General features: G+C 71.8%; 20 protein-coding genes. 10 read left to right on the top strand and 10 right to left on the bottom strand.

Translation table 11 applies throughout. The annotated features are described in order from the left end of the window. Together IE263_RS26515 and IE263_RS26510 are read left to right on the top strand one after the other, a co-directional pair. Positions 1-633 carry a response regulator transcription factor gene (locus tag IE263_RS26515; protein ID WP_189940414.1) on the top strand — a complete coding sequence of 211 codons (633 nt, stop codon included), beginning with the start codon at positions 1-3 and terminating at the stop codon, positions 631-633. A 33-nt stretch (positions 634-666) separates the two neighbouring features. Then, positions 667-2,127: a hypothetical protein gene (locus IE263_RS26510; protein ID WP_229911171.1), complete on the top strand. Its 1,461-nt coding sequence runs from the start codon at positions 667-669 to the stop codon at positions 2,125-2,127. Here IE263_RS26510 and IE263_RS26505 read toward each other — a convergent pair. The 4 genes from IE263_RS26505 to IE263_RS26490 all read right to left on the bottom strand — a co-directional run bounded on the left by IE263_RS26505 (position 2,124) and on the right by IE263_RS26490 (position 6,511). After that, entirely contained in the window at positions 2,124-2,774 is a 651-nt protein-coding gene (locus tag IE263_RS26505; RefSeq protein ID WP_189940298.1) for a class I SAM-dependent methyltransferase, read from the bottom strand. The two genes, IE263_RS26510 and IE263_RS26505, sit on opposite strands and share 4 nt — an antisense overlap. A 92-nt stretch (positions 2,775-2,866) precedes the next feature. Continuing rightward, complete coding sequence (locus tag IE263_RS26500; RefSeq protein WP_189940297.1) at positions 2,867-4,015, bottom strand: sialidase family protein; 1,149 nt, start codon at positions 4,013-4,015, stop codon at positions 2,867-2,869. After that, positions 4,003-4,524 (bottom strand): RICIN domain-containing protein, encoded by a 522-nt coding sequence (locus IE263_RS26495; RefSeq protein WP_189940296.1) that lies wholly within the window; start codon positions 4,522-4,524, stop codon positions 4,003-4,005. The genes IE263_RS26500 and IE263_RS26495 overlap by 13 nt, the downstream gene beginning before the upstream one ends. Before the next feature lie 208 nt (positions 4,525-4,732). Next, entirely contained in the window at positions 4,733-6,511 is a 1,779-nt protein-coding gene (locus tag IE263_RS26490; protein ID WP_189940295.1) for an MFS transporter, read from the bottom strand. Positions 6,512-6,723: 212 nt separating this feature from the next. Between IE263_RS26490 and IE263_RS26485 the strand changes: the two genes are divergently transcribed. From IE263_RS26485 to IE263_RS26460, 6 genes are all read left to right on the top strand, one after another. Then, complete coding sequence (locus IE263_RS26485; protein WP_189940294.1) at positions 6,724-8,202, top strand: DHA2 family efflux MFS transporter permease subunit; 1,479 nt, start codon at positions 6,724-6,726, stop codon at positions 8,200-8,202. A 37-nt stretch (positions 8,203-8,239) separates the two neighbouring features. Then, on the top strand, positions 8,240-8,779 hold the full coding sequence (locus IE263_RS26480; protein WP_189940293.1) for a SigE family RNA polymerase sigma factor: 540 nt from the start codon (positions 8,240-8,242) through the stop codon (positions 8,777-8,779). A 29-nt stretch (positions 8,780-8,808) separates the two neighbouring features. Continuing rightward, positions 8,809-9,576, top strand: a complete 768-nt coding sequence (locus IE263_RS26475; RefSeq protein ID WP_229911170.1) for a hypothetical protein — start codon at positions 8,809-8,811, stop codon at positions 9,574-9,576. 85 nt (positions 9,577-9,661) lie between these two features. Continuing rightward, positions 9,662-10,618 carry an N-acetylmuramoyl-L-alanine amidase gene (locus IE263_RS26470; protein WP_189940291.1) on the top strand — a complete coding sequence of 319 codons (957 nt, stop codon included), beginning with the start codon at positions 9,662-9,664 and terminating at the stop codon, positions 10,616-10,618. Positions 10,619-10,788: 170 nt separating this feature from the next. Further along, positions 10,789-11,604, top strand: a complete 816-nt coding sequence (locus IE263_RS26465; protein WP_189940290.1) for a DUF5336 domain-containing protein — start codon at positions 10,789-10,791, stop codon at positions 11,602-11,604. A gap of 113 nt (positions 11,605-11,717) precedes the next feature. Continuing rightward, the gene (locus IE263_RS26460; RefSeq protein ID WP_189940289.1) at positions 11,718-12,728 is read left to right on the top strand and encodes an LLM class F420-dependent oxidoreductase; all 1,011 of its coding nucleotides are present in this window, start codon (positions 11,718-11,720) and stop codon (positions 12,726-12,728) included. Between the two features lie 68 nt (positions 12,729-12,796). Here IE263_RS26460 and IE263_RS26455 read toward each other — a convergent pair whose 3' ends face one another. Genes IE263_RS26455 through IE263_RS26445 form a run of 3 tightly spaced genes read right to left on the bottom strand, consistent with a single transcriptional unit; the run spans position 12,797 to position 16,444 of the window. Further along, the gene (locus tag IE263_RS26455) at positions 12,797-13,582 is read right to left on the bottom strand and encodes a hypothetical protein (RefSeq protein ID WP_189940288.1); all 786 of its coding nucleotides are present in this window, start codon (positions 13,580-13,582) and stop codon (positions 12,797-12,799) included. Continuing rightward, complete coding sequence (locus IE263_RS26450; protein ID WP_189940287.1) at positions 13,569-15,152, bottom strand: VWA domain-containing protein; 1,584 nt, start codon at positions 15,150-15,152, stop codon at positions 13,569-13,571. Before IE263_RS26450 ends, IE263_RS26455 begins: the two co-directional genes overlap by 14 nt. Then, complete coding sequence (locus IE263_RS26445) at positions 15,149-16,444, bottom strand: hypothetical protein (RefSeq protein ID WP_189940286.1); 1,296 nt, start codon at positions 16,442-16,444, stop codon at positions 15,149-15,151. The genes IE263_RS26450 and IE263_RS26445 overlap by 4 nt, the downstream gene beginning before the upstream one ends. 150 nt (positions 16,445-16,594) lie before the next feature. On the opposite strand from IE263_RS26445, the gene IE263_RS26440 reads away from it, so the two are divergent. Further along, a complete protein-coding gene (locus IE263_RS26440; protein ID WP_189940285.1) occupies positions 16,595-16,888 on the top strand; it encodes a hypothetical protein in 294 nt (97 codons plus the stop codon). A 4-nt stretch (positions 16,889-16,892) separates the two neighbouring features. On the opposite strand, the gene IE263_RS26435 is transcribed toward IE263_RS26440, so the two are convergent. From IE263_RS26435 to IE263_RS26425, 3 genes are read right to left on the bottom strand one after another with little or no spacing between them, the layout of a single operon-like run. After that, the gene (locus tag IE263_RS26435) at positions 16,893-17,963 is read right to left on the bottom strand and encodes a prenyltransferase (RefSeq protein ID WP_189940284.1); all 1,071 of its coding nucleotides are present in this window, start codon (positions 17,961-17,963) and stop codon (positions 16,893-16,895) included. Beyond that, positions 17,960-18,766: a class I SAM-dependent methyltransferase gene (locus IE263_RS26430; protein WP_189940283.1), complete on the bottom strand. Its 807-nt coding sequence runs from the start codon at positions 18,764-18,766 to the stop codon at positions 17,960-17,962. Before IE263_RS26430 ends, IE263_RS26435 begins: the two co-directional genes overlap by 4 nt. Further along, positions 18,760-20,184 (bottom strand): glycosyltransferase family 4 protein, encoded by a 1,425-nt coding sequence (locus IE263_RS26425; protein WP_189940282.1) that lies wholly within the window; start codon positions 20,182-20,184, stop codon positions 18,760-18,762. Before IE263_RS26425 ends, IE263_RS26430 begins: the two co-directional genes overlap by 7 nt. Positions 20,185-20,393: 209 nt before the next feature. Between IE263_RS26425 and IE263_RS26420 the strand changes: the two genes are divergently transcribed. Beyond that, entirely contained in the window at positions 20,394-21,056 is a 663-nt protein-coding gene (locus tag IE263_RS26420) for a TetR family transcriptional regulator (protein ID WP_189940281.1), read from the top strand. Positions 21,057-21,179 lie beyond the last annotated feature (123 nt).

Below are 21,179 nucleotides of genomic sequence, written 5' to 3'. Positions count from 1 at the left end.
ATGCCCCGCGACCACCGTCGCGCCAAGTCCATCAGGGTGCTGCTCGCGGAGGACCAGGGCATGCTGCGCGGGGCGCTGGCTTTACTGCTGGGGATGGAGGCGGACATCGAGGTCGTGGCGCAGGTGGGCGCCGGGGACGCGATCGTGGACGCGGCCCTCACCCACCGCCCCGACGTGGCGCTCCTCGACATCGAACTGCCCGGCATGAGCGGTCTGGACGCCGCCGCCGAGCTGCGCACCCAGGTGCCCGACTGCCGGGTGCTCATCCTGACCACCTTCGGCCGGCCGGGCTACCTGCGTCGGGCCATGGAGGCCGGGGCCGCCGGTTTCCTCGTCAAGGACGGTCCCGTGGAGGACCTGGCGGCCGCGATCCGCCGGGTGCTCAGCGGCGAGACGGTCGTCGACCCGGCCCTGGCCGCGGCCGCGCTCAGCGCCGGCCCGAACCCGCTGACCGCCCGCGAGTGCGACGTCCTCAAGGCCTCCGCCGGCGGCGCGACCGTCGCCGACATCGCCGCCGGACTCCACCTCTCCGAGTCGACGGTCCGCAACTACCTCTCCTCCGCCATCGGCAAGACGGGCACCCGCAACCGCATGGAGGCGATGCGGGAGGCGCGGCAACAGGGCTGGCTGTAACGGCCGTCGAGCCTCGCTGGCATAGTGCCCCGCATGCCCTTACCGATACGGATCACCCGACGCACGGCCGCCGTGACGGTGAGTTTCGCCGCCGTCCTCGCCACGGCCGCGGCACCCGCCGCCGCGGACGGCTCCGACGGGGTCGCGTTGCGCCTCGAGGCCCCGGCCACCTTCGTCATGTACAACGCCGACGAGGGCGCCAAGGCCGCGAACGGGGACTTCCAGGTGCCCGTCGCCGTCGTACCCGGCAACACCGAACCGGCCCGCAACATCAAGGTCGTCGTGGACGCCTCGGGGCTGGAGGGCGTCGCCCGGGTGGGGAAGGGCAACGGCGGCAACTGCACCGGGAGCGGCTGGGTGTGGACGTGCGAGTACGGCACCCTGCAGAACGACGGCGAGAGCACGCCGCCCTTCACCCTCCACGGAGTGGACGGTGTGCGGCCGGGCGACAGCGGGACGGTGACCTACACCGCGAGCGCGGACAACGCGGCCCCCGTCACCGGCATCACCCGTATGACCGTCGGTGGTCCCACGCTGCACTCGCCCGAAGAGGAGGAGAGGGTGACCGGGGTGGAGCCGGGGAAACCCGCGCGGCTGACCCCGAGGTTCGCCAACCACAGCCGGTTCACCGCCGAGCAGGGTGTCGCCCTGCGGATCACCGCACAGGGCGGTCTGCTGGTGACGTCACGGCCCGGCAACTGCTACTTCAACTCGACGTCCACCTCGGCGTGGTGCGGGTTCCCCGCCAAGGCGGCGGCGGGCACCGCCTACCGCGTCAGCTCCCCGCTCACCTACACGGCCGCCCCCGACGAGCTGACCGGCCTGCTGAGCTACAGCTGGTCGTCCGACCCGCAGCGGCCTGCCGAGCACCCCGTGCGCGGCACGGGTGCCCCGCTCACGCTCACCAGGACGGCCGGGCGCGGTCTGACGAGCGGCAGCACCAACGTCGCCGTGGAGACCACCGTGCAGGCCGACTACACGCCGGTGGCCGGGACCGTCCGGGGCCGGGTCGGCGACACGGTGAGCGTGAGGCTCGGGGTACGCGATCTCGGCCCCGGCCGACTGAGCGACGACGTGGGCCGTTTCGAGGTGGTCCCGCCGGAGGGCACCACGGTCACGTCCATCCCGTTCACCTTCGAGGACACGGACGGGAAGTGGGCGTGCGACCGGCCGAAGAAGACCGGCGGGGCGTTCGTCTGCGACCTCGACAGCGGCAGGTTCTGGCCGGGTGACGACGGGACGACCACCGTCGACTTCCGCTTCCGCGTCGACCGGCAGGTCCCCGGCGCGCGGGGCACCATCCGCACGTACGGCCCGTACGACCGCACCCCCGGCAACGACATCGCCGTCATCCCGCTGGAGGCCTCGCCGGCCCCGCCGTACCGCTCGGCCCTGCGGCCGGCCGTGCTGGTCCCGGCGGTGCTGGTCGCGGTGGCGGCGGTGGCCGGTGTCCTCCTGTACCGCCGTCGCCGCAGGGGCCCAGCGTCGTCCTAGATGCCGGTGCCCGTGCGCCGCAGCACCCGCAGCGAGCCGGTGTCCGAGACCTCCGTGAAGGCGCCGGAGGCCAGGGCGCGCAGGTAGAGGCGGTAGGGGGCCTGACCGGTGAACTCGTCGACGGGGTCCGGGAAGACGTCGTGGATGGCGAGGAGCCCGCCCTCGGCGACGTGCGGGGCCCAGCCCTCGTAGTCGGCGCCCGCGTGCTCGTCGGTGTGGCCGCCGTCGACGAAGACCAGGCCCAGCGGGGAGCCCCAGACCTTCGCCACCTGGGGCGAGCGGCCGACCAGGGCGACGACGTGCTCCTCCAGGCCCGCCCGGTGGAGGGTGCGGCGGAAGGTGGGCAGGGTGTCCATCAGCCCGATCTCGGGGTCGACCGTCTCCGGGTCGTGGTACTCCCAGCCGGGCTGCTGCTCCTCGCTGCCGCGGTGGTGGTCGACGGTGAGGGCGGTGACCCCGGCCTGGCGGGCCGCGTCGGCGAGCAGGATCGTGGAGCGCCCGCAGTAGGTGCCGACCTCCAGCAACGGCAGCCCCAGCCGTCCCGCCTCCACGGCCGCCGCGTACAGCGCCAGCCCCTCGTCCAAGGGCATGAACCCCTTCGCCGCTTCGAACGCGGCGAGGATCTCGGGCTTGGGTGCCGCGGTCATGGGCAGGGGCCTTCCGGTCGTACGTGCGTCTCGGCGCCCCATGCTGCCGTACCCCCTGGCCGGCGGGCGACAGGGGGTACGGCGGTGAGGGTTCAGGGCGCGTCGGAGATGTCGAGCTTGTTCACCTTGATCCGGGAGGTGTCGAACTCCCAGACGACATAGAACTTGCCCGGGGCGTACTCGTCGGCCATCGGGTACGTGTCCCAGCCGGCGCCTGTGGTGCCCTGCTGATCGGGGTCCTGGTCGCCCGCCGCGCCGTTGGCGAAGAACTTGCCGGCGCTCCAGGCCGCGCCGGGGCGCTTGGTCTTGTAGTTGAGGACGGCGCGGTTCGTGGCGGTGTTGTAGAGGGACAGGTACTGGCCGTTGCTGTCCTTGATGAACTGGACCTTGGAGTTGTAGCTCGGCAGGTTGGTGTCGAGCGTGAAGGGCGTCCAGGTCAGACCGCCGTCGGAACTCGTGGCCGTCGCCGCGCGGGTCTGGGTGTCGCGGCTGCGGGCGACCATGACCAGCTTGTTCGGGTCGTCCTGCGAGACGGCGATCTGGGGTTCGGCGGCGTCGAGGTCGTTCGGGTCCGGCACGATGCCGCCGGCCGTCCAGGTCTTCAGGTCCGAGGAGATCAGCACGCCGTTCTCGCGGCCCGAGGCCCAGAACGGGATGACGTGCTTGCCGTTGGCCAGTCGGAGCGGGCGTCCGGCGAAGATGAGGTTCGCGAGCCCCTCGTCGGCGGTCGTCTCCGGGAGGTCGAGCGGCATGGTGACGGGGTGGTCCTGCCAGGTGTGGCCCTCGTCGGTGCTGCGCTTGACCACGATGGCGTCGATGGGAAGGCCGGAGTTGTTGGTGCTCGACGACTTGGTCCGGCCGAGGTAGGCGAAGAGTTCGTTGCCCGTCCGGTAGAGGACGACGAAGTGCCAGGCGTACTCGCTGGTGTCCTGGGCGAGGACCTGGGGGTGGCTCCAGTTGGCGCCGCCGTTGGTGGTGTACGCGTACCGGATGTAGCCGTGGTCGACCTGGCCCGGGACGATGCCCTCCCGCCAGGCCACGACCGCGTTGTTCGCGCTGGTGGCGATGATGTCGGGGGTGCGAGGGCCATCGCCCTCGGTGGCCGTGTTGATGTAGGCGCTCGACTCGCCCGACGTGCCTTCGGCGGAGGCGGGGCCCGGCAGGAGAAGGCCGGTCAGGACGGCGAGGACGAGTGCGGTCAGGAGTACGGGCAGGGCCCGCTTGCGGGTCACCACAGCCATTGCTGGTCCTTGTTGTCGTTGCAGCCCCACTGGATGGCCTCGGTGCCGGCGGTCGTGCTGGTGTGGGGAATGGCGAGGCACAGGCCGGTCTTCGCGTTCTTCAGCCGCTCGGTGTCGTCGTGGACCCAGACCTGTTCGTCGCCGGCCTCGGTGCCGCACGTCCACTGGATGGCCTTGACGCCGGGCGTCGTACTCCCGCTGGGGATGGCCAGGCACTTGCCGCTCGCCTTGTTGACGACGTGGTAGCCGCCGGTCACCGGCTGCAGCGACCAGTAGTTGCTGTCGCTGTAGCTGCACGACCACTGGATCATCACGGTGCCGTTGGTCGCGCTGGAGCCAGGGTTGGCCAGACAGAAGCCGGTGCCCTGGTTGTAGAGGCGGGCGTTGACGACTGCCTCGGCGGCCGTGGCTGTCGGCGCCGAGCCGGTCAGGGACGAGCCCGTCAGCACGGGCGCGCCGATGAGGGCGGCGGCCGCCAGAACGACGGCCGCCTTTCTGCGCAGGTTCATGACAGGCGAGATTCCTTCATCTCTTCAACGGCCAGGTGTCACCAGGACCACCGTTGGCCGAAGTTCTCGGTGCAGGTCCACTGGGTGATCTAGCGCCGGTGGCCGTGCCGGAGGTGGGCACGGCCGGACACTCGTCGGTGGCGACGTTCTCGAGGGGCCGGTGTTCCACCCGGCGTTCACGGCGAGGGAAGAGGTCCCCTCGGATCGCTCAGGATGTCGGGACCGTCTCGCCCGGCAGCGCCAGGTCCACGTCCACCGCACGGTCGTCGCCCCCGTGGGTCGCGGCGGAGGCGAGAGGTCCGTGGCCGGTGGCCCTGGCGGCGAGGACGTAGGCACCCCGGGCGGGGACGGCGAGGGTGTAGCTGCCGTCCTCCGCGGACAGGGTGGCGCCGGCCTGGCGGCCGCGGCGGTCGATGAGGGTGACCCGGGCACGGGCGACCGGGGCGCCGCCGGCATCCAGGACCCGGCCGCGGAAGCCTCCCCCACTCTCGGCTTCGCTCGAGCGCGGGGACCCCCGTCGCGCCTCCTCCGCGCGCTCCGGGTTGGCGTCCTCCTCACTGCTCGCACGCAGCTGCGGCGCGGCGGCCGGGCGCGGCTTCGGCAGGAACAGGGCCATCAGCAGGCCGATCGCCACCGCGCCCGTCGCGATCAGGAAGGAGACCCGGAAGCCGTGCATGGTCGGGATCTCGACACCGCCCACGGTGTCCGCGGTGTTGGCCAGCACCATGCCGATGACGGCGCTGGAGACGGACGTACCGATGGAACGCATCAGGGTGTTGAGGCCGTTGGCCGCGCCGGTCTCCGAGGCGGGGACCGCGCCGACGATCAGTGCGGGCAGGGAGGAGTAGGCGAGGCCGATGCCGGCGCCGAGGACGACCGCGATGACGAGGCTCTGCCAGGCGGCGTTCATCAGGCCGAGGCCGGCGCCGTAGCCGATCGCGATGATCAGCAGGCCCAGGATCAGCGTGCTCTTGGGGCCGTGCTTGGCGGAGAGGCGGGCGTAGACGGGTGCGGTGAACATCATCGTCAGGCCGAGCGGCGCCACGAGCAGGCCCGCGACGACCATCGACTGGCCGAGGCCGTAGCCGGTGCTCTTCGGCAGCTGGAGCAGCTGCGGCAGGACCAGGGAGACGACGTAGAAGCTGACGCCGACCATGATCGAGGCGAGGTTGGTGAAGAGCACGGCGGGGCGGGCCGTGGTGCGCAGGTCCACCAGGGGGGCCTTCACCCGCAGCTCCATCACGCCCCACAGGACGAGGACGACGACGGAGGCGCCGAACAGGCCGAGCGTGGTGCCGGAGGTCCAGCCCCAGTCGCTGCCCTTGGTGATCGGCAGCAGGAAGAGGACGAGACCGGCGGACAGGCCGAGCGCGCCGGGCAGGTCGAAGGAGCCCGCGGCACGGGTCGGGGACTCGGGGACGACGAGCAGGGTGAGGGCGATGGCGAGGGCGCCGAGGCCGGCGGCGCCGTAGAAGAGGGCGTGCCAGTCGGTGTGCTGGGCGACCAGGGCCGCGGCGGGCAGGGCGAGGCCGCCGCCGACGCCGATCGAGGAGCTCATCAGGGCCATCGCCGAGCCGAGCCGCTCGCGGGGCAGCATGTCGCGCATCAGGCCGATGCCGAGCGGGATCGCGCCCATCGCGAAGCCCTGGAGGGTGCGGCCGGCGATCATCGTGAGCAGATCGCTGGTGACCGCGCTGAGCAGCGCGCCGACGACCATCACGGCGAGGCTGGCGACGAGCATGCGCCGCTTGCCGTACAGGTCGCCGAGGCGGCCCATGATCGGCGTGGCGACGGCACCGGACAGGAGGGTCGAGGTCAGGACCCAGGTGGCGTTGCTGGGGGCGGTGTCCAGCAGTTGCGGCAGGTCCTTGATGACCGGGACGAGCAGGGTCTGCATCACCGCGACCACGATGCCCGCGAAGGCGAGCACCGGTACGACGGCGCCGCGCGCTCCGCGTCGGGGCTGGTGGGTCGGCGTGTGCGTCATGGAGCGGGGCCTCCAGGCCTGGGTGAGGGTGTGTCCGGGCGGGACTGTCGGGGCTGTGCGGGATACGTGCAGGCTGAACCCCGTATGCATGAGCAACTATTCCGTTGCTTTGGCATCCTAACGAAATCTTGACCTTCTCTTGAGGAAGGGGGGTCCGGCACCAAAGGCGTAGGCCGAAATTCCGATGGAAGGGGCGCAACCCGGTTGAGATCATGACGTCCATGCGCGAAGCGACCCGTACCTCCCGCCGCTCATCGTCCCCTGCCTCCCCTGCCTGGCTCGTCGTCGCGCTCGCCTGCGCCGGCCAGTTCCTGGTCGTCCTCGACGTGTCCGTGGTCAACGTGGCGCTGCCGTCGATGCGGGCCGAGCTGGGGATGAGCGCGTCCGGTCTGCAGTGGGTGGTGAACGCGTACGCCATCGCCTTCGCCGGGTTCATGCTGCTCGGCGGACGGGCCGGTGACCTGTACGGGCGCAAGCGGATGTTCCTCGTCGGGCTCACCCTGTTCACGCTGGCCTCGCTGGCCGGCGGGCTGGCCCGGGACGACGGTCAGCTGCTGCTCGCGCGGGCCGTGCAGGGCCTGGGCGCGGCGGTGCTGGCGCCGTCGACGCTGACCATCGTCACCTCCGCCGTCCCGCAGGGCGCCGCGCGGGCGCGGGCGATCGCGACCTGGACGGCGGTCGGCGCGGGCGGCGGTGCCGCCGGCGGGCTCGTCGGCGGGGTGCTGGTCGACCTGCTGTCGTGGCGCTGGGTGCTGCTGATCAACGTGCCGGTCGGCGCGGTCGTCCTGGCCGGCGCCCTCGCCCGCCTGCCCGAGAGCCGGGCCGGGGACGGCCGGCGCCTCGATGTGCCGGGCGCCCTGCTGGTCACGGCCGGTCTCGCCACGCTGGCGTACGGCATCTCGCAGACGGAGGCCGCGGGGTGGGCCGTGCCGGCGACGCTGGTGCCGCTGGCCGCCGGACTCGTGCTGATCGGGCTGTTCGGCGTCGTGGAGGCGCGGACGTCGGCCCCGCTGATGCCGCTCGGGCTGCTGCGGCTGCGGTCGGTGTCCTCGGCGAACGTGGCGATGCTGCTGTGCGGCTCGGCGATGTTCTCCATGTGGTACTTCATGACGCTGTACGCGCAGAACGTGCTCGGCTACCCCCCGCTGGAGGCCGGCCTGGCGCTGATGCCCAGCTCCCTGGCCATCGTCCTCGGCTCGAAGCTCGCGCCCCGCCTCATGCGCGCGGTCGGGGCCCGCACCGCGGCCGTGCTGGGGGCGCTGGTGGCAGCGGCCGGGTTCGGCTGGCAGTCGACGATGAGCGCCGACGGCGCCTACGTCACCGCGATCATGCTGCCGGGCGTGCTGATGATGCTGGGCGCCGGCCTGTCGTCGACGCCACTCGCCGCGCTCGCCACCTCGGGGGCCGCACCGGGCGAGGCCGGTCTGGTGTCCGGCCTGGTCAACACCTCCCGCACGATGGGTGGTTCGCTGGGGCTCGCGGTGCTGTCCACGCTCGCCGCGGCCCGCACGGCCGGGCGCGGAACGCCCGAGGCGCTGACGGAGGGCTACGCGCTGGTCTTCCGTGTCGGGGCGGGGGTGCTGCTCGTGGGAGCGGTGCTGATGCTGGTGTGGCTGCCGCGGAGGACGGCCCCGGCGACGGCGGATCCCGGGTCCGCCAGGAATTTTCAGGAGGTGAGGCAACGATCCTGACCGCTCATGGCCTCCTTTGACCATCTAGGAGGTGCCCATGGGGGATCGGAAGCAGGCCGGGGACACGGAGTTCCAGGCCTTCGTCATCGGCCGCTGGCCGCGGCTGATGCGCACGGCGTTTCTCCTCACGGGGGAGCAGCACGCCGCGGAGGACCTGGTCCAGTCGACGCTCGAGCAGGCCTACGTGGCCTGGCGGAAGGTCGCCTCGGCCGATGATCCGGAGGCGTACGTACGGCGCGTGATGATCAACGCGCACAGCCGCAGGTACCGCAGGAAGCTGCGGGAGTTCCTCGCCCCCAAGGACGACTCGGGGCTGACGCACGAGATCGCCGACACCGGCGACCACATCTCCCGCGCCGACGACCGGCACACCCTGCTCAAGGCGCTGGCGAAGCTGCCGCCGCGGCAGCGGGAGGCAGTGGTCCTGCGGTACTGGGAGGACCTGACCGAGACGCAGGCGGCCGAGGCGATGGGCTGTTCCGTCGGCGCGGTGAAGAGCAACGCGGCCAAGGGCATCGCGAAGCTCCGCGCCGTACCGGGGCTGGCGGAGACGGTGACGCACGGAGGGCGGAAGTGATGAGCGCGGACCGGGAGACGAGGCACGACATGACGCACCACGACATCACCTTCCTGCTGGCCGAGGCCGCGGACGAGGTCGAGATCGGCACCGCCCCCACCCAGGCCCTGATCCGTGGCGGCCGCCGCCGCAGGGCGCGTCGCTGGGCGGTGGCGGCGGCCGCGGCGCTGGTGGTCGCGGGGTCGACGGGGGCGCTGGCGGTGGGCGGGCTGCCGGGCGGCGAAGACCGGGGTACGTCGGTGAGCGCGAGGCCGGGCGTGCTGGCGCCCCAGCGAACGCTCCTGGCCGAGGGCGTCGACCACGGTCAGGAGTGGCGGCTCACGATCGACGTGTGGGCTCCGCCGCGTGACGACGAGGAGGCACGCGAACAGCTGGCAGCGATGGCCGAACTCGACGAGAAGCCCCTCGACGTGCGGGAGGCCTCCAGCCTCGTCGGCAAGCTCTCGTTCTTCGTGAAGCACACCTACGGGGAACTGCAGACGGGGATCTCGCAGATGACGGTGGAGACGGCGAGGGACGTCTTCACGGGCACCGACCGTGACTGGGGCGAGAGTTCCCTGAATCCCTCGACGGACGAACTCGACCGGCCACTGGTGATCGGCCGTGCCGCCCGCACGGCCGAGCAGGTGACCTGCACGTGGCAGGACGGCTCGACGACGGAGGCCCGCACACCGTCGAAGCAGAGCACCGGCGGCGACGAGTCGGTGCTCCGGCACCCGGCGGGACTGCCGTACGCGTTCTTCGTGTGTGTGGGACCGGAGGAGGTGCGGCTGAAGTCGGCGGAGGTGACGAAGTAGGAGGTGCGGGCCGGCCCCGGCTGCGACGTCCGTCCGGCCGCCACCCCCGGGTGGGCCCCTCGGGCGGCCGGTTAGGGTGGCACGCGTGTCGTACGCAGGCCCGGAATTCGATCCCCCGCACCCCCGCCGCTCCCCGCTGCGCCGCACCCTCGTGGTGGCGCTCGCCGCGCTGGTGCCCGGCGCGCTGCTCGGGTGGGTGGCCTACGAGGCGCTGGGCGGGTCGGGGGACGGCGGGCCGGACCGGGGCACGGGGGCCGCGTCGAGCAGCCAGGCCTCGCCCTCGGGCGGCCCGGGCGGCACCGGCGGCGACGAGAGGCCCGGCGCCTCCGCCTCGCCGTCCGGCACGGCCTCCGCCCCGGCCGGTGCCGGCTCGCTCAAGGGCAGGGTCGTCGTCATCGACCCGGGCCACAACCCGGCCAACGCCGAGCACACCGCCGAGATCAACCGCAAGGTGGACATCGGCACCAACCGCAAGGAGTGCGACACCACGGGGACGTCCACCAACTCCGGTTACAGCGAAGCCGCGTTCACCCTGGACGTGGCGCACCGGCTGCGCACCCTCTTGGAGCGGCAGGGCGCCACGGTGAAGCTGACGCAGGACGGGGACCGGCCCTACGGCCCCTGTGTGGACGAGCGGGCCCGCATCGGGAACGCCGCGCACGCCGACGCGGTCGTCTCGATCCACGCCGACGGCTCCGGGACCGGCAACCGCGGCTACCACGTGATCCTGCCGGGCGCGGTGCGGGCGGGCGCCGCCGACACCGGTGCCATCGTGGGCCCTTCGCGGGACCTCGGGAAGCTGATCGCGGACGACTTCGGTCGCGTCACGGGCAGCGCGCCCTCCAACTACATCGGCGACGGCAGCGGTCTCGTCACGCGTAAGGACCTGGGCGGTCTCAATCTGTCAACGGTTCCCAAGGTGTTCATCGAGTGCGGCAACATGCGCGATAGCAAGGACGCGGCGCTGCTGACCAGCGGTGCCTGGCGGCAGAAAGCGGCGCAAGGGATCTCTGAGGGAATCGTGAGTTTCCTGCGCGGGTAGTGATCAGCGCGCTGATCCCGGCGGACAGCCTGATCGTGCGGACGATAGTGTCGTCCGTACGATGAGGGGTCACCCCCGCGCTTCACACCCGGGCCTGACGGCGACATGGTGACAGCGACGCCTCTACCGATGCGTGTATCGATGACGAGACGACTGACGAAGGACCTGAAGTGAATATCCGCTCCCTCACTCGAGGCGACGGCGTGGTGATCGGAGCAGCGGTGTTGCTGTTCATCGCGTCGTTCCTGGACACGTTCGACGGCTCCGGCGACGACGTCCCCAACGCCTGGGACAACCTCGGCCTGCTGATGAGCATGTATGTCGGCGGAATCATCGGGGCGGCTCTGATCGTCGTCGCCCGGGCGCTCCCGCAGCCGCGCAAGGTCATCGGCCTGGACCTCGGTCAGCTCGGGGTCGCGCTGACGATCGTCGCCGCGTGGACCGCGCTCTGGACGATCATCGACCCGCTGGGCGCGTTCACCGACGCCTTCGACGGGGCGGACATCGGGGCCGGCACCGGTCTCATCCTCGGCCTCATCGGCGCTCTGCTGCTGGCCGCGGGTGCCGTCGCCACCCCGCTGGTCCCGGCGCTGCAGGCCGGCCTGATCCCCGCCCCCAAGCCCCCGCAGCCCCAGCCCTACGGCGCCCAGCCGCCCGCCGGTTACGGCTACCCGGGCGCGCAGCAGCAGCCGTCGCCGTTCGGCGGTCCGCAGCCGGGCCAGCCGGGTCAGCCGGGTCAGCAGCCGTTCGGCGGGCCGCAGCCGGGTCCGGCGCAGCCGCCGGCCGCGGACTTCTCGCCGTTCTGGTTCGCGGTGCCGGTGCCGCGCCCGCTGTACGCGGAGGACGGTGCGCCGACGCCGATCGCCGAACTGGCGCCGGGCACCTGGTACCTGGCCGTCGAGCAGGGCGCCCAGGGCCTCGTCGCGCAGACCCAGGACGGCCGCCGCGGCGTCCTGCGGGACACCTCCGGCATCCAGCGCGGCTGACCCCAGCCTCCGCCGGCGCCGCTCCTCAGCGCTTCACGGCCCCTCGCCCTTCCGGGCGGGGGGCCGCTGTCGTACAGTCACCTCCGGATCTGACGTACCGTCAGGAGGCTGGTATGCGGCTCGGACTGGCGCTCGGCTACTGGGGGCGCGGCCCCTCCCCCGGCCATGTGGAGCTGGCACGGGAGGCGGAGCGGCTCGGCTACGACTCCGTGTGGACGGCCGAGTCGTGGGGGTCGGACGTCTTCACCCCGCTGACCTGGATCGCCGCGCGGACCTCAAGGATCAAGCTGGGTACGGCCGTTGCGCAGATGGCGGCGCGCTCGCCGACCACCACCGCGATGCACGCGCTCACCCTGGACCATCTCTCCGGCGGGCGGATGATGCTGGGCCTCGGCCTGTCGGGGCCGCAGGTCGTCGAGGGCTGGTACGGGCGCCCGTTCCCGAGCTCACCGCTGACCGCGACCCGGGAGTACGTCGACGTCGTACGGCAGGTGCTGCGGCGGAAGGGGCCGGTGGAGGTGGACGGGCGGTTCCATGCCCACCCCTACCGGGGTGCGGACGCGACGGGGCTCGGGAAACCGCTGAAGCCGATCACGCATCCCCTGCGCGCCGATCTGCCGGTGCTGCTGGGTGCGGAGGGGCCGAAGAACGTGGCGCAGACGGTGCGGATCGCCGACGGCTGGCTCCCGCTGTACTGGTCGCCGAGCCGGCCGGAGGCGTACGGGCCGGCGGTGACGGAGCTGCCGGAGGGCTTCCGGGTCGCGCCGATGGCCCGGGTCACGGTCTGCGACGACGTCTCCGAGGGGCTGCTGCCCGTGAAGGCCATGCTCGGTTTCTACATCGGCGGTATGGGCCACGCCCGGCGCAACTTCCACGCCGACCTGATGGCGCGCATGGGGTACGAGGAGGAGGCCCGGCGGATCCAGGAGCTGTTCCTGGCCGGGCGCCGGGAGGAGGCCGTACTGGCCGTCCCGGACACCTTCGCCGACGAGATCTCCCTGGTCGGCCCGCGCGAGCGGATCGCCGAGCGGCTGGAGCTGTGGCGCAAGGGCCCGGTGACGGACCTGCTGGTGGTGGCACCGGACCCGCGGACACTCCGCGTACTGGCCGAGCTCAACGCATAGGAAATCAGGCGCGGAAGAACTCAGGAGCGGAACAACTCAGGCGCAGACGAACTCAGGCGCAGACCAACTCAGAGGAAGATCGCGATCGGGTTCAGCGTCAGCTCCCCCCGCTCGCGGTTCCACGTCGGCACCTTGCCGAGGCAGCGGGCCTGGAACTCCCCGGTGAAGTAGTCGGCGTTGTGGAAGCCCTCGCGCACCCCGGCCGCCTCGCAGGTGATCCGCACCTGGGCGGCCGGCTGCCCGGTGCCGTACTGGGCGCGCAGCACGATGTCGCCGTTCTCGGCGCGGCGGGCGGTGAACCGGCCGGTGATGGAGACGAACGCCGAGGCGACACCGACGGCGGTCAGCGGCACCCGGCCGTCGCCGTCCTGGTCGTCCAGGGTGTCGGCGAGCGCCCGGTTGGGGGTCACGACGCCGGTGGTGAGGTCGGCGTCCACGACGGCGTCCTCCTTGCGCATGGTGTCCATCAGCAGCCGGATCACCGTGATGGGCGTGCTCTGCTGAATGTAGGCGGTGACGCGTTCCTTGGTGACCTCCCGGTGTGCCCCGCCGAGGCCGCCGAAGCCCAGCCGCGCGAACAGTCCGGCTCCCGCGTTGACGTTGGTCCGGTCGGCGACCTCCGCCTCCAGCGCGGCGGAGAAACCGCCGTACTGGTAGAGGTCCATGACTCGTTTCTCGTGCAGGAAGAAGCACATGCCGTGGACCGTGCGTCCGCCGCCGCGCCGACGGCGGCGCAGCAGGCCGAGGCGCAGGAGCGCGTGACGGGCCAGGACGGCCAGGGCGGCCGCCGTCACCGCCCAGACGACCAGCCACGGCCACCACAGGCTCCACCACTGACTGTCAATGACACCCACGGATCTCCTTGAACGCGTCGGAGAGCGAGGAGAGGCCGGCGTCGACCATACGGCCGCCGGTCGCCGCGGCGGCCCGCTTCAGGGCGGCGGCGTCGGCCTCTCCGAACTGGACGGGGAAGGTGGGCACCGCGTCGGCGGCGGAGCCGAGCCGCTCGTGCCGGCGCAGGAACTCCTCGTAGGACAGACCGGTGTTGTTCTCGCCGTCCGTCATCAGCACGATCGCGACGGGCCGTTCGGGCGCGGCACGTACGGCGTCGGTGGCGATGCGGTAGCCGCGGTCGAGGGCGGACCACACGGCGGTGGCGTCGTCGAAGCCACCGCCCGTGACGATCCGGTCGAGGGTTCTCAGGTCGGCGTCGGAGCGGACGGTGACCGTGCGCTCCTCGAGGACGCGGCCGCCGAAGCGGACGACGGTGAGGCGCTCGCCCCGGTAGAAGCGGGCGAACTTGCCGGTGGCGGACTGGTCGGCGCCGCTCAGGCCCGCGAAGGCCGCCCGCAGGTCGGCGATGCGCTCGCCGCGCATCGAGGTGGAGAAGTCCAGCACGAACACCACCTGGTCGCCGATGGCGTGCACCGGGTCGCCGTAGTCGTCGACGAGCTGCTCGACGATGGACAGGCGGTCGGGGAAGGACAGGGCGTTGCCGACGGACGCCCGCAGCGGCGCGGAGAGTTCGACGTCCTGGTTGACGGGCCGCCGGAAGGTGCGCTCCATCAGTTTCTTCTGTACGTCGGCGCCGAGCAGCCAGTCGACGACCTTGCCGTACGCCTCCCGCCGGCCGGGGTCGAGGAGCAGCAGGGGGAAGTCGGACAGCACCATGCCGTCGTCGGGGTGGACGATCTCGAGGGGTTCGCGGAGCTTGCCGGAGGCGTTGAGGGCGAGCAGTTCGGCCTCGTGGGCGATGAGGGCCTCGGCGTCGCCCTGGTGTTCTACGTAGGTGCTGATCAGCTCGCGCGAGCTGGCCCCGGTGAGGGTCTGGCCGGAGCGGAAGCCGCGCAACCGGTCGCAGGAGACGTCCTGTTCGCGCAGAGCGCTGCCGGTCCCGGCGGCCGCGGTGGCGACGCCGACGAGGGCGGCGCGCCCGGTGTCGCTGCGCCGCGGGTCGGCCATGCCGAAGCGCAGTCGGCCCTCGGCGGCGGCGTCGGCGACGTCGGCCCAGGAGATACGGCCGCCGGAGGCGCCGGCGCGCAGAAGGTCCGCCAGATCCCGCTCGATGCCGACGACGACCGGTGAGCGCATGACGGCGGTGGACTCGGGGCGGGTGAGCCTGCCGCCGGAGTCCTGGACGCGCAGCAGGAAGGAGCGGTCGGAGGCGACCCAGGCCAGGTCGTAGGCGGAGCGCCCGGACGCCGCGGGCTGTCCGGCGAGGTCGGCGGTCGCCTCGTACGCCATCTCCAGCTTGACCCCGGTGTCCTCCTCCAGCTCGTCCAACAGCGGCTCCACGTCGGCGAGTTCGGGGCTGGCGAGGACGCGGAGGGTGATGTGCTCGGCGTCCCGGGTGCAGGCGGAGACAAGGGTGCCGAGCAGGGTGAGGACGAGGGCGGCCGCGAGGACGGCCGGAGGCCGCTTCACGGGGTGTCCTGGGCGGGCGGCGGGCAGCTCCCGACGTAGTTGATGATCCGCTCCAGGACGTTCAGGTCGGGTTCGTAGGACTTGGTCTCGTCGCGGTTGGGGACGGGGACCTGGATGCCGTGGTCCCGCAGATAGGTGTTGAGGCGTTCGCTGGTGCCGTCCTCGCCGTTGAAGCGGACGCGGAAGCCGAGTTCTATGGCCCGGTCGCGCAACTCCTCGTCCTGCTCGACCAGCCGGACCAGCCGGTCCCCTTCGTCGGTGAGGGAGATCAGCTGGGGTTCGGTGAGGGCGTAGGGCGTGGGGTAGAGCAGGACGCGCTCGATGTCCTGCCGGCCGTGCGTGTCCTGGTAGGCGATCTGGTGGGCCAGGTACTGGTGCTCGTAGATGAGGGAGATGGGGGCGATGCTCTCGCCCAGGTCGGAGAGGTAGCTGTCGGCCTGCTCGTCGGCCCACATGCCCTGAAGGTTGATCAGAGGTCTGATCTTCGCGGCGAGGTCGGTGACCGCGTCCCGCGCGAGCTGGGGGTCGTTGACGTTCTGCGTGCCCGGGGTGCTGTTCCGGTTGGCGACGAAGGCGAGGAGGCTGAGGTAGGTGCCGGCGGAGTTGGACTCGCAGACGCTGGAGGTGCGCACCAGGACCCGGCCGCTGTTGCTGCGGCCGCCGGCCTGGTCGAAGCCGATGCCGTTCCAGGTGTCGGCGCCCTCCAGCGTGCCGTCGCCGTCCTGGTCGGCGGTGGTCTTCTCGCCGGCCCTGCCGTCGAGCAGCCCCATGAAGGCGCGCATGTCGAGGTTGTAGTAGAGCGTGGGGCCGCCGTCGGGGGCCTGCTGCGGGGTGGCGACGCCGGCCTTGACCAGGGTGTCGGCGTAGTCGCGGAAGGTGCCGAGGACCAGCGGGGTGACGAAGGGGCGGACCGAGCGGACGGACCGCTCCTGCCGGTCGAGGACGAGTTTCGCCGCGGGCTGCCCGGAGGGGAAGACGACGTCCATGCCCTTCAGGGACTGGGTGGCTATGCCGCGCGAGCCGAGGCGGTGGATGTCGACGCGCAGGCCGTGTTCGAGTAACAGCCGCTGCACTTCCGGGTCTCTGAAGAAGTCGGACTTGGAGGCCATCCTCGCCTCCAGCGTGGTGATCCGCTCGAAGGGACGGAACGCGTTGCCCGAGACCATCAGGGAGATCAGCCCGGCCAGCGCGAGCGGCAGTGCGACGACGACGTGCCGGGGGACACGGCGGCGCCTGACCTGGCGGGTCGTGAGTCTCGGCTCCTCGATCGTGGGTCTTCCGGCGACGGACAACGGCCCTCCTGCCACTCACGGGGGCAGGATCATCGAGGACCCCTTCGAACGTTGTCCCCCGGAAGGGTCAATTCCACGCCAACTGAGGGGAAATGGAAGCATCGGAAACCGGTCGGGTTTCATCCCGTGTCGAACGGCAAGCCGGAAGGTATGTCAGCTCGATATCGGAACGGTGCGAATCAGGCCGGTACGGTCATCGCCGTCGTGGCCGACGTGATGGCCCTCATCCTGGGTCTGTGGATCCTCATGTACCTGCTGGACGCCAACCGCGGCAACGACTTCGTGCAGTTCGTGCACGAAGTGGCCCGCTGGCTGGCGGGCTGGTCGCACGACCTGTTCACCTTCGACGAGGCGTGGGCGAGGGTGGTGGCGGGCTACGGCCTGGCAGCGGTGGTGTACCTGTTCGTGGGCCACGCGATAGCGAACAGGGTCCACCGCCACTGACCCTTCAGGAACAGCAGTCGGGATCCAGCCCCGCCGGCAGGCGATCCCCACCGAACACCGCACACGTGGCCTCATGGCCCCCGAGCGCGGCGACCGCCAGCAGCAACGACCCCGCGGTCCACGTGGTCAGTTCCTGCGGCCAGATCGCCTCGTCCTCGAAGACGAACCCGGTCCAGTACAGGCCCGACTCCGCATCCCGCAGATGCTGGATGGACTGCAGGATCTCCAGGGCCCGGTCGGACTCGCCCATCGCCCAGAGGGCCAGGGCGAGTTCGGCCGATTCCCCGCCCGTCACCCACGGGTTGGGCACGACACACCGCACCCCGAGCCCCGGCACGACGAACCGGTCCCAGTCCGCCTCGATCCGGGACTTGGCCTCCGCCCCGGTCAACGCGCCGCCCAGGACCGGGTAGTACCAGTCCATCGAGTAACGCCCCTTGTCCAGGAACCGCTCCGGATGCCGGCGTATCGCATGCCGCAGGGCACCCGCCGCCAGCTCCCAGTCCGGCTGCGCCTCCTCCCGCTGCTCGGCGATCGCCAGCGCGCACCGCAGCGCGTGGTGGATCGACGAGGAGCCGGTCAGCAGCGCGTCGGCCGTGGCGGTGCCGTCGTCGTCGCGGCGCCAGCCGATCTGCCCGCCCGGCTGCTGGAGCCGCAGCACGTACTCGATCGCCGCGTACACGGTCGGCCACATGCGGTCCAGGAACGTGTCGTCGCCGGTGGACAGGTAGTGGTGCCACACCCCCACGGCGACGTAGGCGACGAAGTTCGTCTCGCGGCCCCGGTCGGTGATGTCGGCGAAGTCCCCGTCCTGGTACGCCGCGTACCAGGAGCCGTCCTCGTTCTGGTGCCGCGCGAGCCACACGTACGCCCGCTCGGCGGCCTCGTGCTCGCCCGCCGCGTCGAGGGCCATCGCGGCCTCGGTGTGGTCCCAGGGGTCGAGATGGTGCCCCCGGAACCACGGGATCGCACCGTCCTCCCGCTGCACGGCGAGGATGCCGCGGACGGTCGCGGCGGCCTGCTCGGCGGTGAGGACCCCGGGCAGGACGAGGTGTTCTGTCCGGGGGGTGGTCACTTGGCGTCCGCCCCGGTCTTCTCGGCCTCGGCTTCGGCCTTGGTCCTGTGCCCGGTCCCGGTCCCGGCCTCGGTCTCGGAGAGACGCGGCAGGTGCGGCTTGGTCGCGTACGCCACGAAGCTCTTGCCGATCAGCGGGTTCAGCGCCTGCTCGGCGACCCGGGTGGCCAGCGGCTTCTTCATGATGTCCCAGACCAGCAGCTTGTGGTACGCCCGCACCGGCAGCGCCTTGTCGTTGTCGACGCCGAACGCGCACTTCAGCCACCAGTACGGCGAGTGCAGCGCGTGCGCGTGATGGGTGCCGTACGGCTTCAGGCCCGCCTCGCGGATCTTGGCGAGCAGCTCGTCCGCCTTGTAGATGCGGATGTGGCCGCCCTCGACCTCGTGGTAGGCGTCGGACAGGGTCCAGCAGACCTTCTCGGGGCCGTAGCGCGGAACGGTGATCGCGATGCGCCCGCCGGGCTTCAGCACGCGCACCATCTCGGCGAGGACGCCCTTGTCGTCGGGGATGTGCTCCATCACCTCGGAGATGATGACGACGTCGAAGGACTCGTCGGGGAAGGGCAGCGCGAGGGCGTCGCCCTCCATGGCGGTCGCGGTGGCGCCCTCGGGGGCCTCGCCCGCCTCCTTCATCGCCGCGAACCACTTGGCGACCTCGCGGATCTCCTCGCCGTTCTGGTCCAGCGCCACGACCTGCGCACCACGCCGGTAGCACTCGAAGGCGTGCCGGCCGGCCCCGCAGCCGAGGTCCAGGACACGGTCGCCCGGGGCGAGCGGGAACCGGGAGAAGTCGACGGTCAGCACGTGGCCCTGCTTTCGCGATCGGATTCAACGTCAACAACGGGAGAGGCGGTCGTACGAGGGGCGGTCGGAACCCCGGCGGGGCGTGGCCCTCCGCCCTGGGCGCCCCCGGCGCGCTCGATGGCCTCGCGGTAGCGGGCCACGGTCCCCTCAGCGGCCCGCGCCCAGGTGAACCGCTCCAGCACCCGCTCGCGTCCGGCCGCGCCGAGGCGGGCCCGCAGGTCCGGGTCGCCGAGCAGCCGGCTCAGCCCGGCGGCCAGCGCCCCCGCGTCCCCCGGCGGGACCGCCAGGCAGGTCTCCCCGTCGCGCCCGGCGACCTCGGGGATCGCTCCACCGGTGGTGGCGAGGAGCGGCGTCCCGGTCGCCATGGCCTCGGCGGCCGGCAGGGAGAAGCCCTCGTACAGGGACGGCACGCAGGCGACCTCCGCCGAGCGCACGAGGTCGACCAGTTCGGCGTCGGAGATGCCCTTGACGAACTCGACGGCGCCTTCGAGGCCGTAACGCTCGACCGCCTGGGCGACGGGCCCCTCCTGGGGCCGCTTGCCGACGACGACGAGGTGGGCGTCGGGGTGCTCGGTGCGGACCTTGGCCAGCGCCTCGACGAGGAAGACCAGGCCCTTGAGCGGCACGTCCGCGCTGGACGTCGTCACGATCCGGCCGGGTATGACGGGCACCGACGGGTCGGGGGCGAACAGGTCGGTGTCGGCGCCGATGTGGACGACGTGGACGCGGTCCTCGCGGACGCCGAGGTGGTCGACGATCTCCTGGCGGGAGGTGCCCGAGACGGTGAGCACGGACGGCAGCCGGCGCGCGACGCGCTTCTGCATGCGGGTGAACGCGTACCAGCGGCGCACGGAGTAGCGGCGCCGCCAGCCCTCGGCGGCGTCGAGCTCCAACTGCCGGTCGACGGTGATGGGGTGATGGATGGTGGTGACGAGCGGCGCGCCGACGTCCCCCAACAGGCCGTAGCCGAGCGTCTGGTTGTCGTGGACGACGTCGAACTCGCCGCGCCGGGCGCGCAGATGACGGCGGGCGCGCAGCGAGAAGGTCAGCGGCTCGGGGAAGCCGCCGGTCCACATGGTCGCCACCTCGAGCGCGTCGATCCAGTCGCGGTACTCCTCGCGCCGGGGGGTGCGAAAGGGGTCCGGCTGGCGGTAGAGGTCGAGGCTGGGCAGCTCGGTGAGGGAGAGGCGGTCGCTGTGGCCGTCACCGAGGACGTCGAGCACGGGGTACGGCTGGGAGCCGATGACCTCGACCCGGTGACCGAGGCGGACGAGTTCGCGCGAGAGATGGCGGACGTAGACGCCCTGACCGCCGCAGAACGGGTTTCCTTTATAGGTGAGGAGCGCGATGTCGAGCGGTCGCCCGCCGTCCGCGGCGAGGGCCTGCCCAGGCCCCGCCTGACTGGCCTCAGCGGTCACTCCGGGCCCCCTTCTGCCTGCACTGTCCCGCGAGACTACGACGGGACGCTAATCTAGAACAAGTTTCAGACTTGATCGTTCGGGAGGCTCTGAATCTACCGGCAGGTACGGACCCTGTGAGCAGTGGATCAGGTGATTCACGCCACGACCGGGCGCCCTGTTCTGCTGTGTGATCGCAAGCCCTCACCGACTGTCACGGAACGGGACCCATGCCTGCGGAAGCCAGTACCCAGCACCCCTCTCCCACTTCCGGCTCCGCTCGAGCGGGGGGACCCCCGTCCTCGCCCCTCACGGAGCGGCAGGAGGCCCGCCGCCGCCGCATTCTGCACGCGAGCGCGCAGTTGGCCAGCCGGGGTGGTTTCGACGCGGTGCAGATGCGGGAGGTCGCCGAGTCCTCGCAGGTCGCCCTGGGCACCCTCTACCGCTACTTCCCCTCCAAGGTCCACCTGCTGGTCGCCACGATGCAGGACCAGTTGGAGCACATGCACGGCACGCTGCGGAAGAAGCCCCCGGCGGGCGAGACCCCGGCCGAGCGGGTCGCCGAAACCCTGATGCGCGCCTTCCGTGCCCTCCAGCGCGAGCCGCACCTCGCCGACGCGATGGTCCGCGCCCTCACCTTCGCCGACCGCAGTGTCTCCCCCGAGGTCGACCAGGTCTCCCGCCAGACGACGGCGATCATCCTCGACGCGATGGGCATCGCCGACCCCACCCGCGAACAGCTCTCCGCGGTCCGCGTCATCGAGCACACCTGGCACTCGGCGCTGATCACCTGGCTCTCGGGCCGCGCCTCCATCGCCCAGGTGCGGATCGACATCGAGACGGTGTGCCGCTTGATCGACGTGACGGATCCCGGCAGACGTCGGCACCCGTAGGCGCAGGCGCACAGAAAGAACCTACGAGACGGGTTCCCTTCGCCGGTATTACCCGGATCAGGTATTAGGGGTCGCCTTCCGGCCCGACTACTGCCTTCCGGCCTCTCAGCCCGACCGTCGACG

It is taken from the genome of Streptomyces aurantiogriseus, from assembly GCF_014649375.1.
Lineage (GTDB): Bacteria > Actinomycetota > Actinomycetes > Streptomycetales > Streptomycetaceae > Streptomyces > Streptomyces aurantiogriseus.
Note: the sequence above shows the minus strand (reverse complement) of the source record. Positions and strands in the feature narration are given on the sequence as shown.

Bases quoted from the DNA above. Each gene is read 5' to 3' on its own strand.
- IE263_RS26515 (WP_189940414.1), top strand. From the start codon at position 1: ATGCCCCGCGACCACCGTCGCGCCAAGTCCATCAGGGTGCTGCTCGCG.
- IE263_RS26495 (WP_189940296.1), bottom strand. From the start codon at position 4,524: ATGAACCTGCGCAGAAAGGCGGCCGTCGTTCTGGCGGCCGCCGCCCTC.
- IE263_RS26485 (WP_189940294.1), top strand. From the start codon at position 6,724: ATGACGTCCATGCGCGAAGCGACCCGTACCTCCCGCCGCTCATCGTCC.
- IE263_RS26500 (WP_189940297.1), bottom strand. From the start codon at position 4,015: ATGGCTGTGGTGACCCGCAAGCGGGCCCTGCCCGTACTCCTGACCGCA.
- IE263_RS26420 (WP_189940281.1), top strand. From the start codon at position 20,394: ATGCCTGCGGAAGCCAGTACCCAGCACCCCTCTCCCACTTCCGGCTCC.
- IE263_RS26490 (WP_189940295.1), bottom strand. From the start codon at position 6,511: ATGACGCACACGCCGACCCACCAGCCCCGACGCGGAGCGCGCGGCGCC.
- IE263_RS26480 (WP_189940293.1), top strand. From the start codon at position 8,240: ATGGGGGATCGGAAGCAGGCCGGGGACACGGAGTTCCAGGCCTTCGTC.
- IE263_RS26460 (WP_189940289.1), top strand. From the start codon at position 11,718: ATGCGGCTCGGACTGGCGCTCGGCTACTGGGGGCGCGGCCCCTCCCCC.
- IE263_RS26475 (WP_229911170.1), top strand. From the start codon at position 8,809: ATGACGCACCACGACATCACCTTCCTGCTGGCCGAGGCCGCGGACGAG.
- IE263_RS26505 (WP_189940298.1), bottom strand. From the start codon at position 2,774: ATGACCGCGGCACCCAAGCCCGAGATCCTCGCCGCGTTCGAAGCGGCG.
- IE263_RS26510 (WP_229911171.1), top strand. From the start codon at position 667: ATGCCCTTACCGATACGGATCACCCGACGCACGGCCGCCGTGACGGTG.
- IE263_RS26440 (WP_189940285.1), top strand. From the start codon at position 16,595: ATGTCAGCTCGATATCGGAACGGTGCGAATCAGGCCGGTACGGTCATC.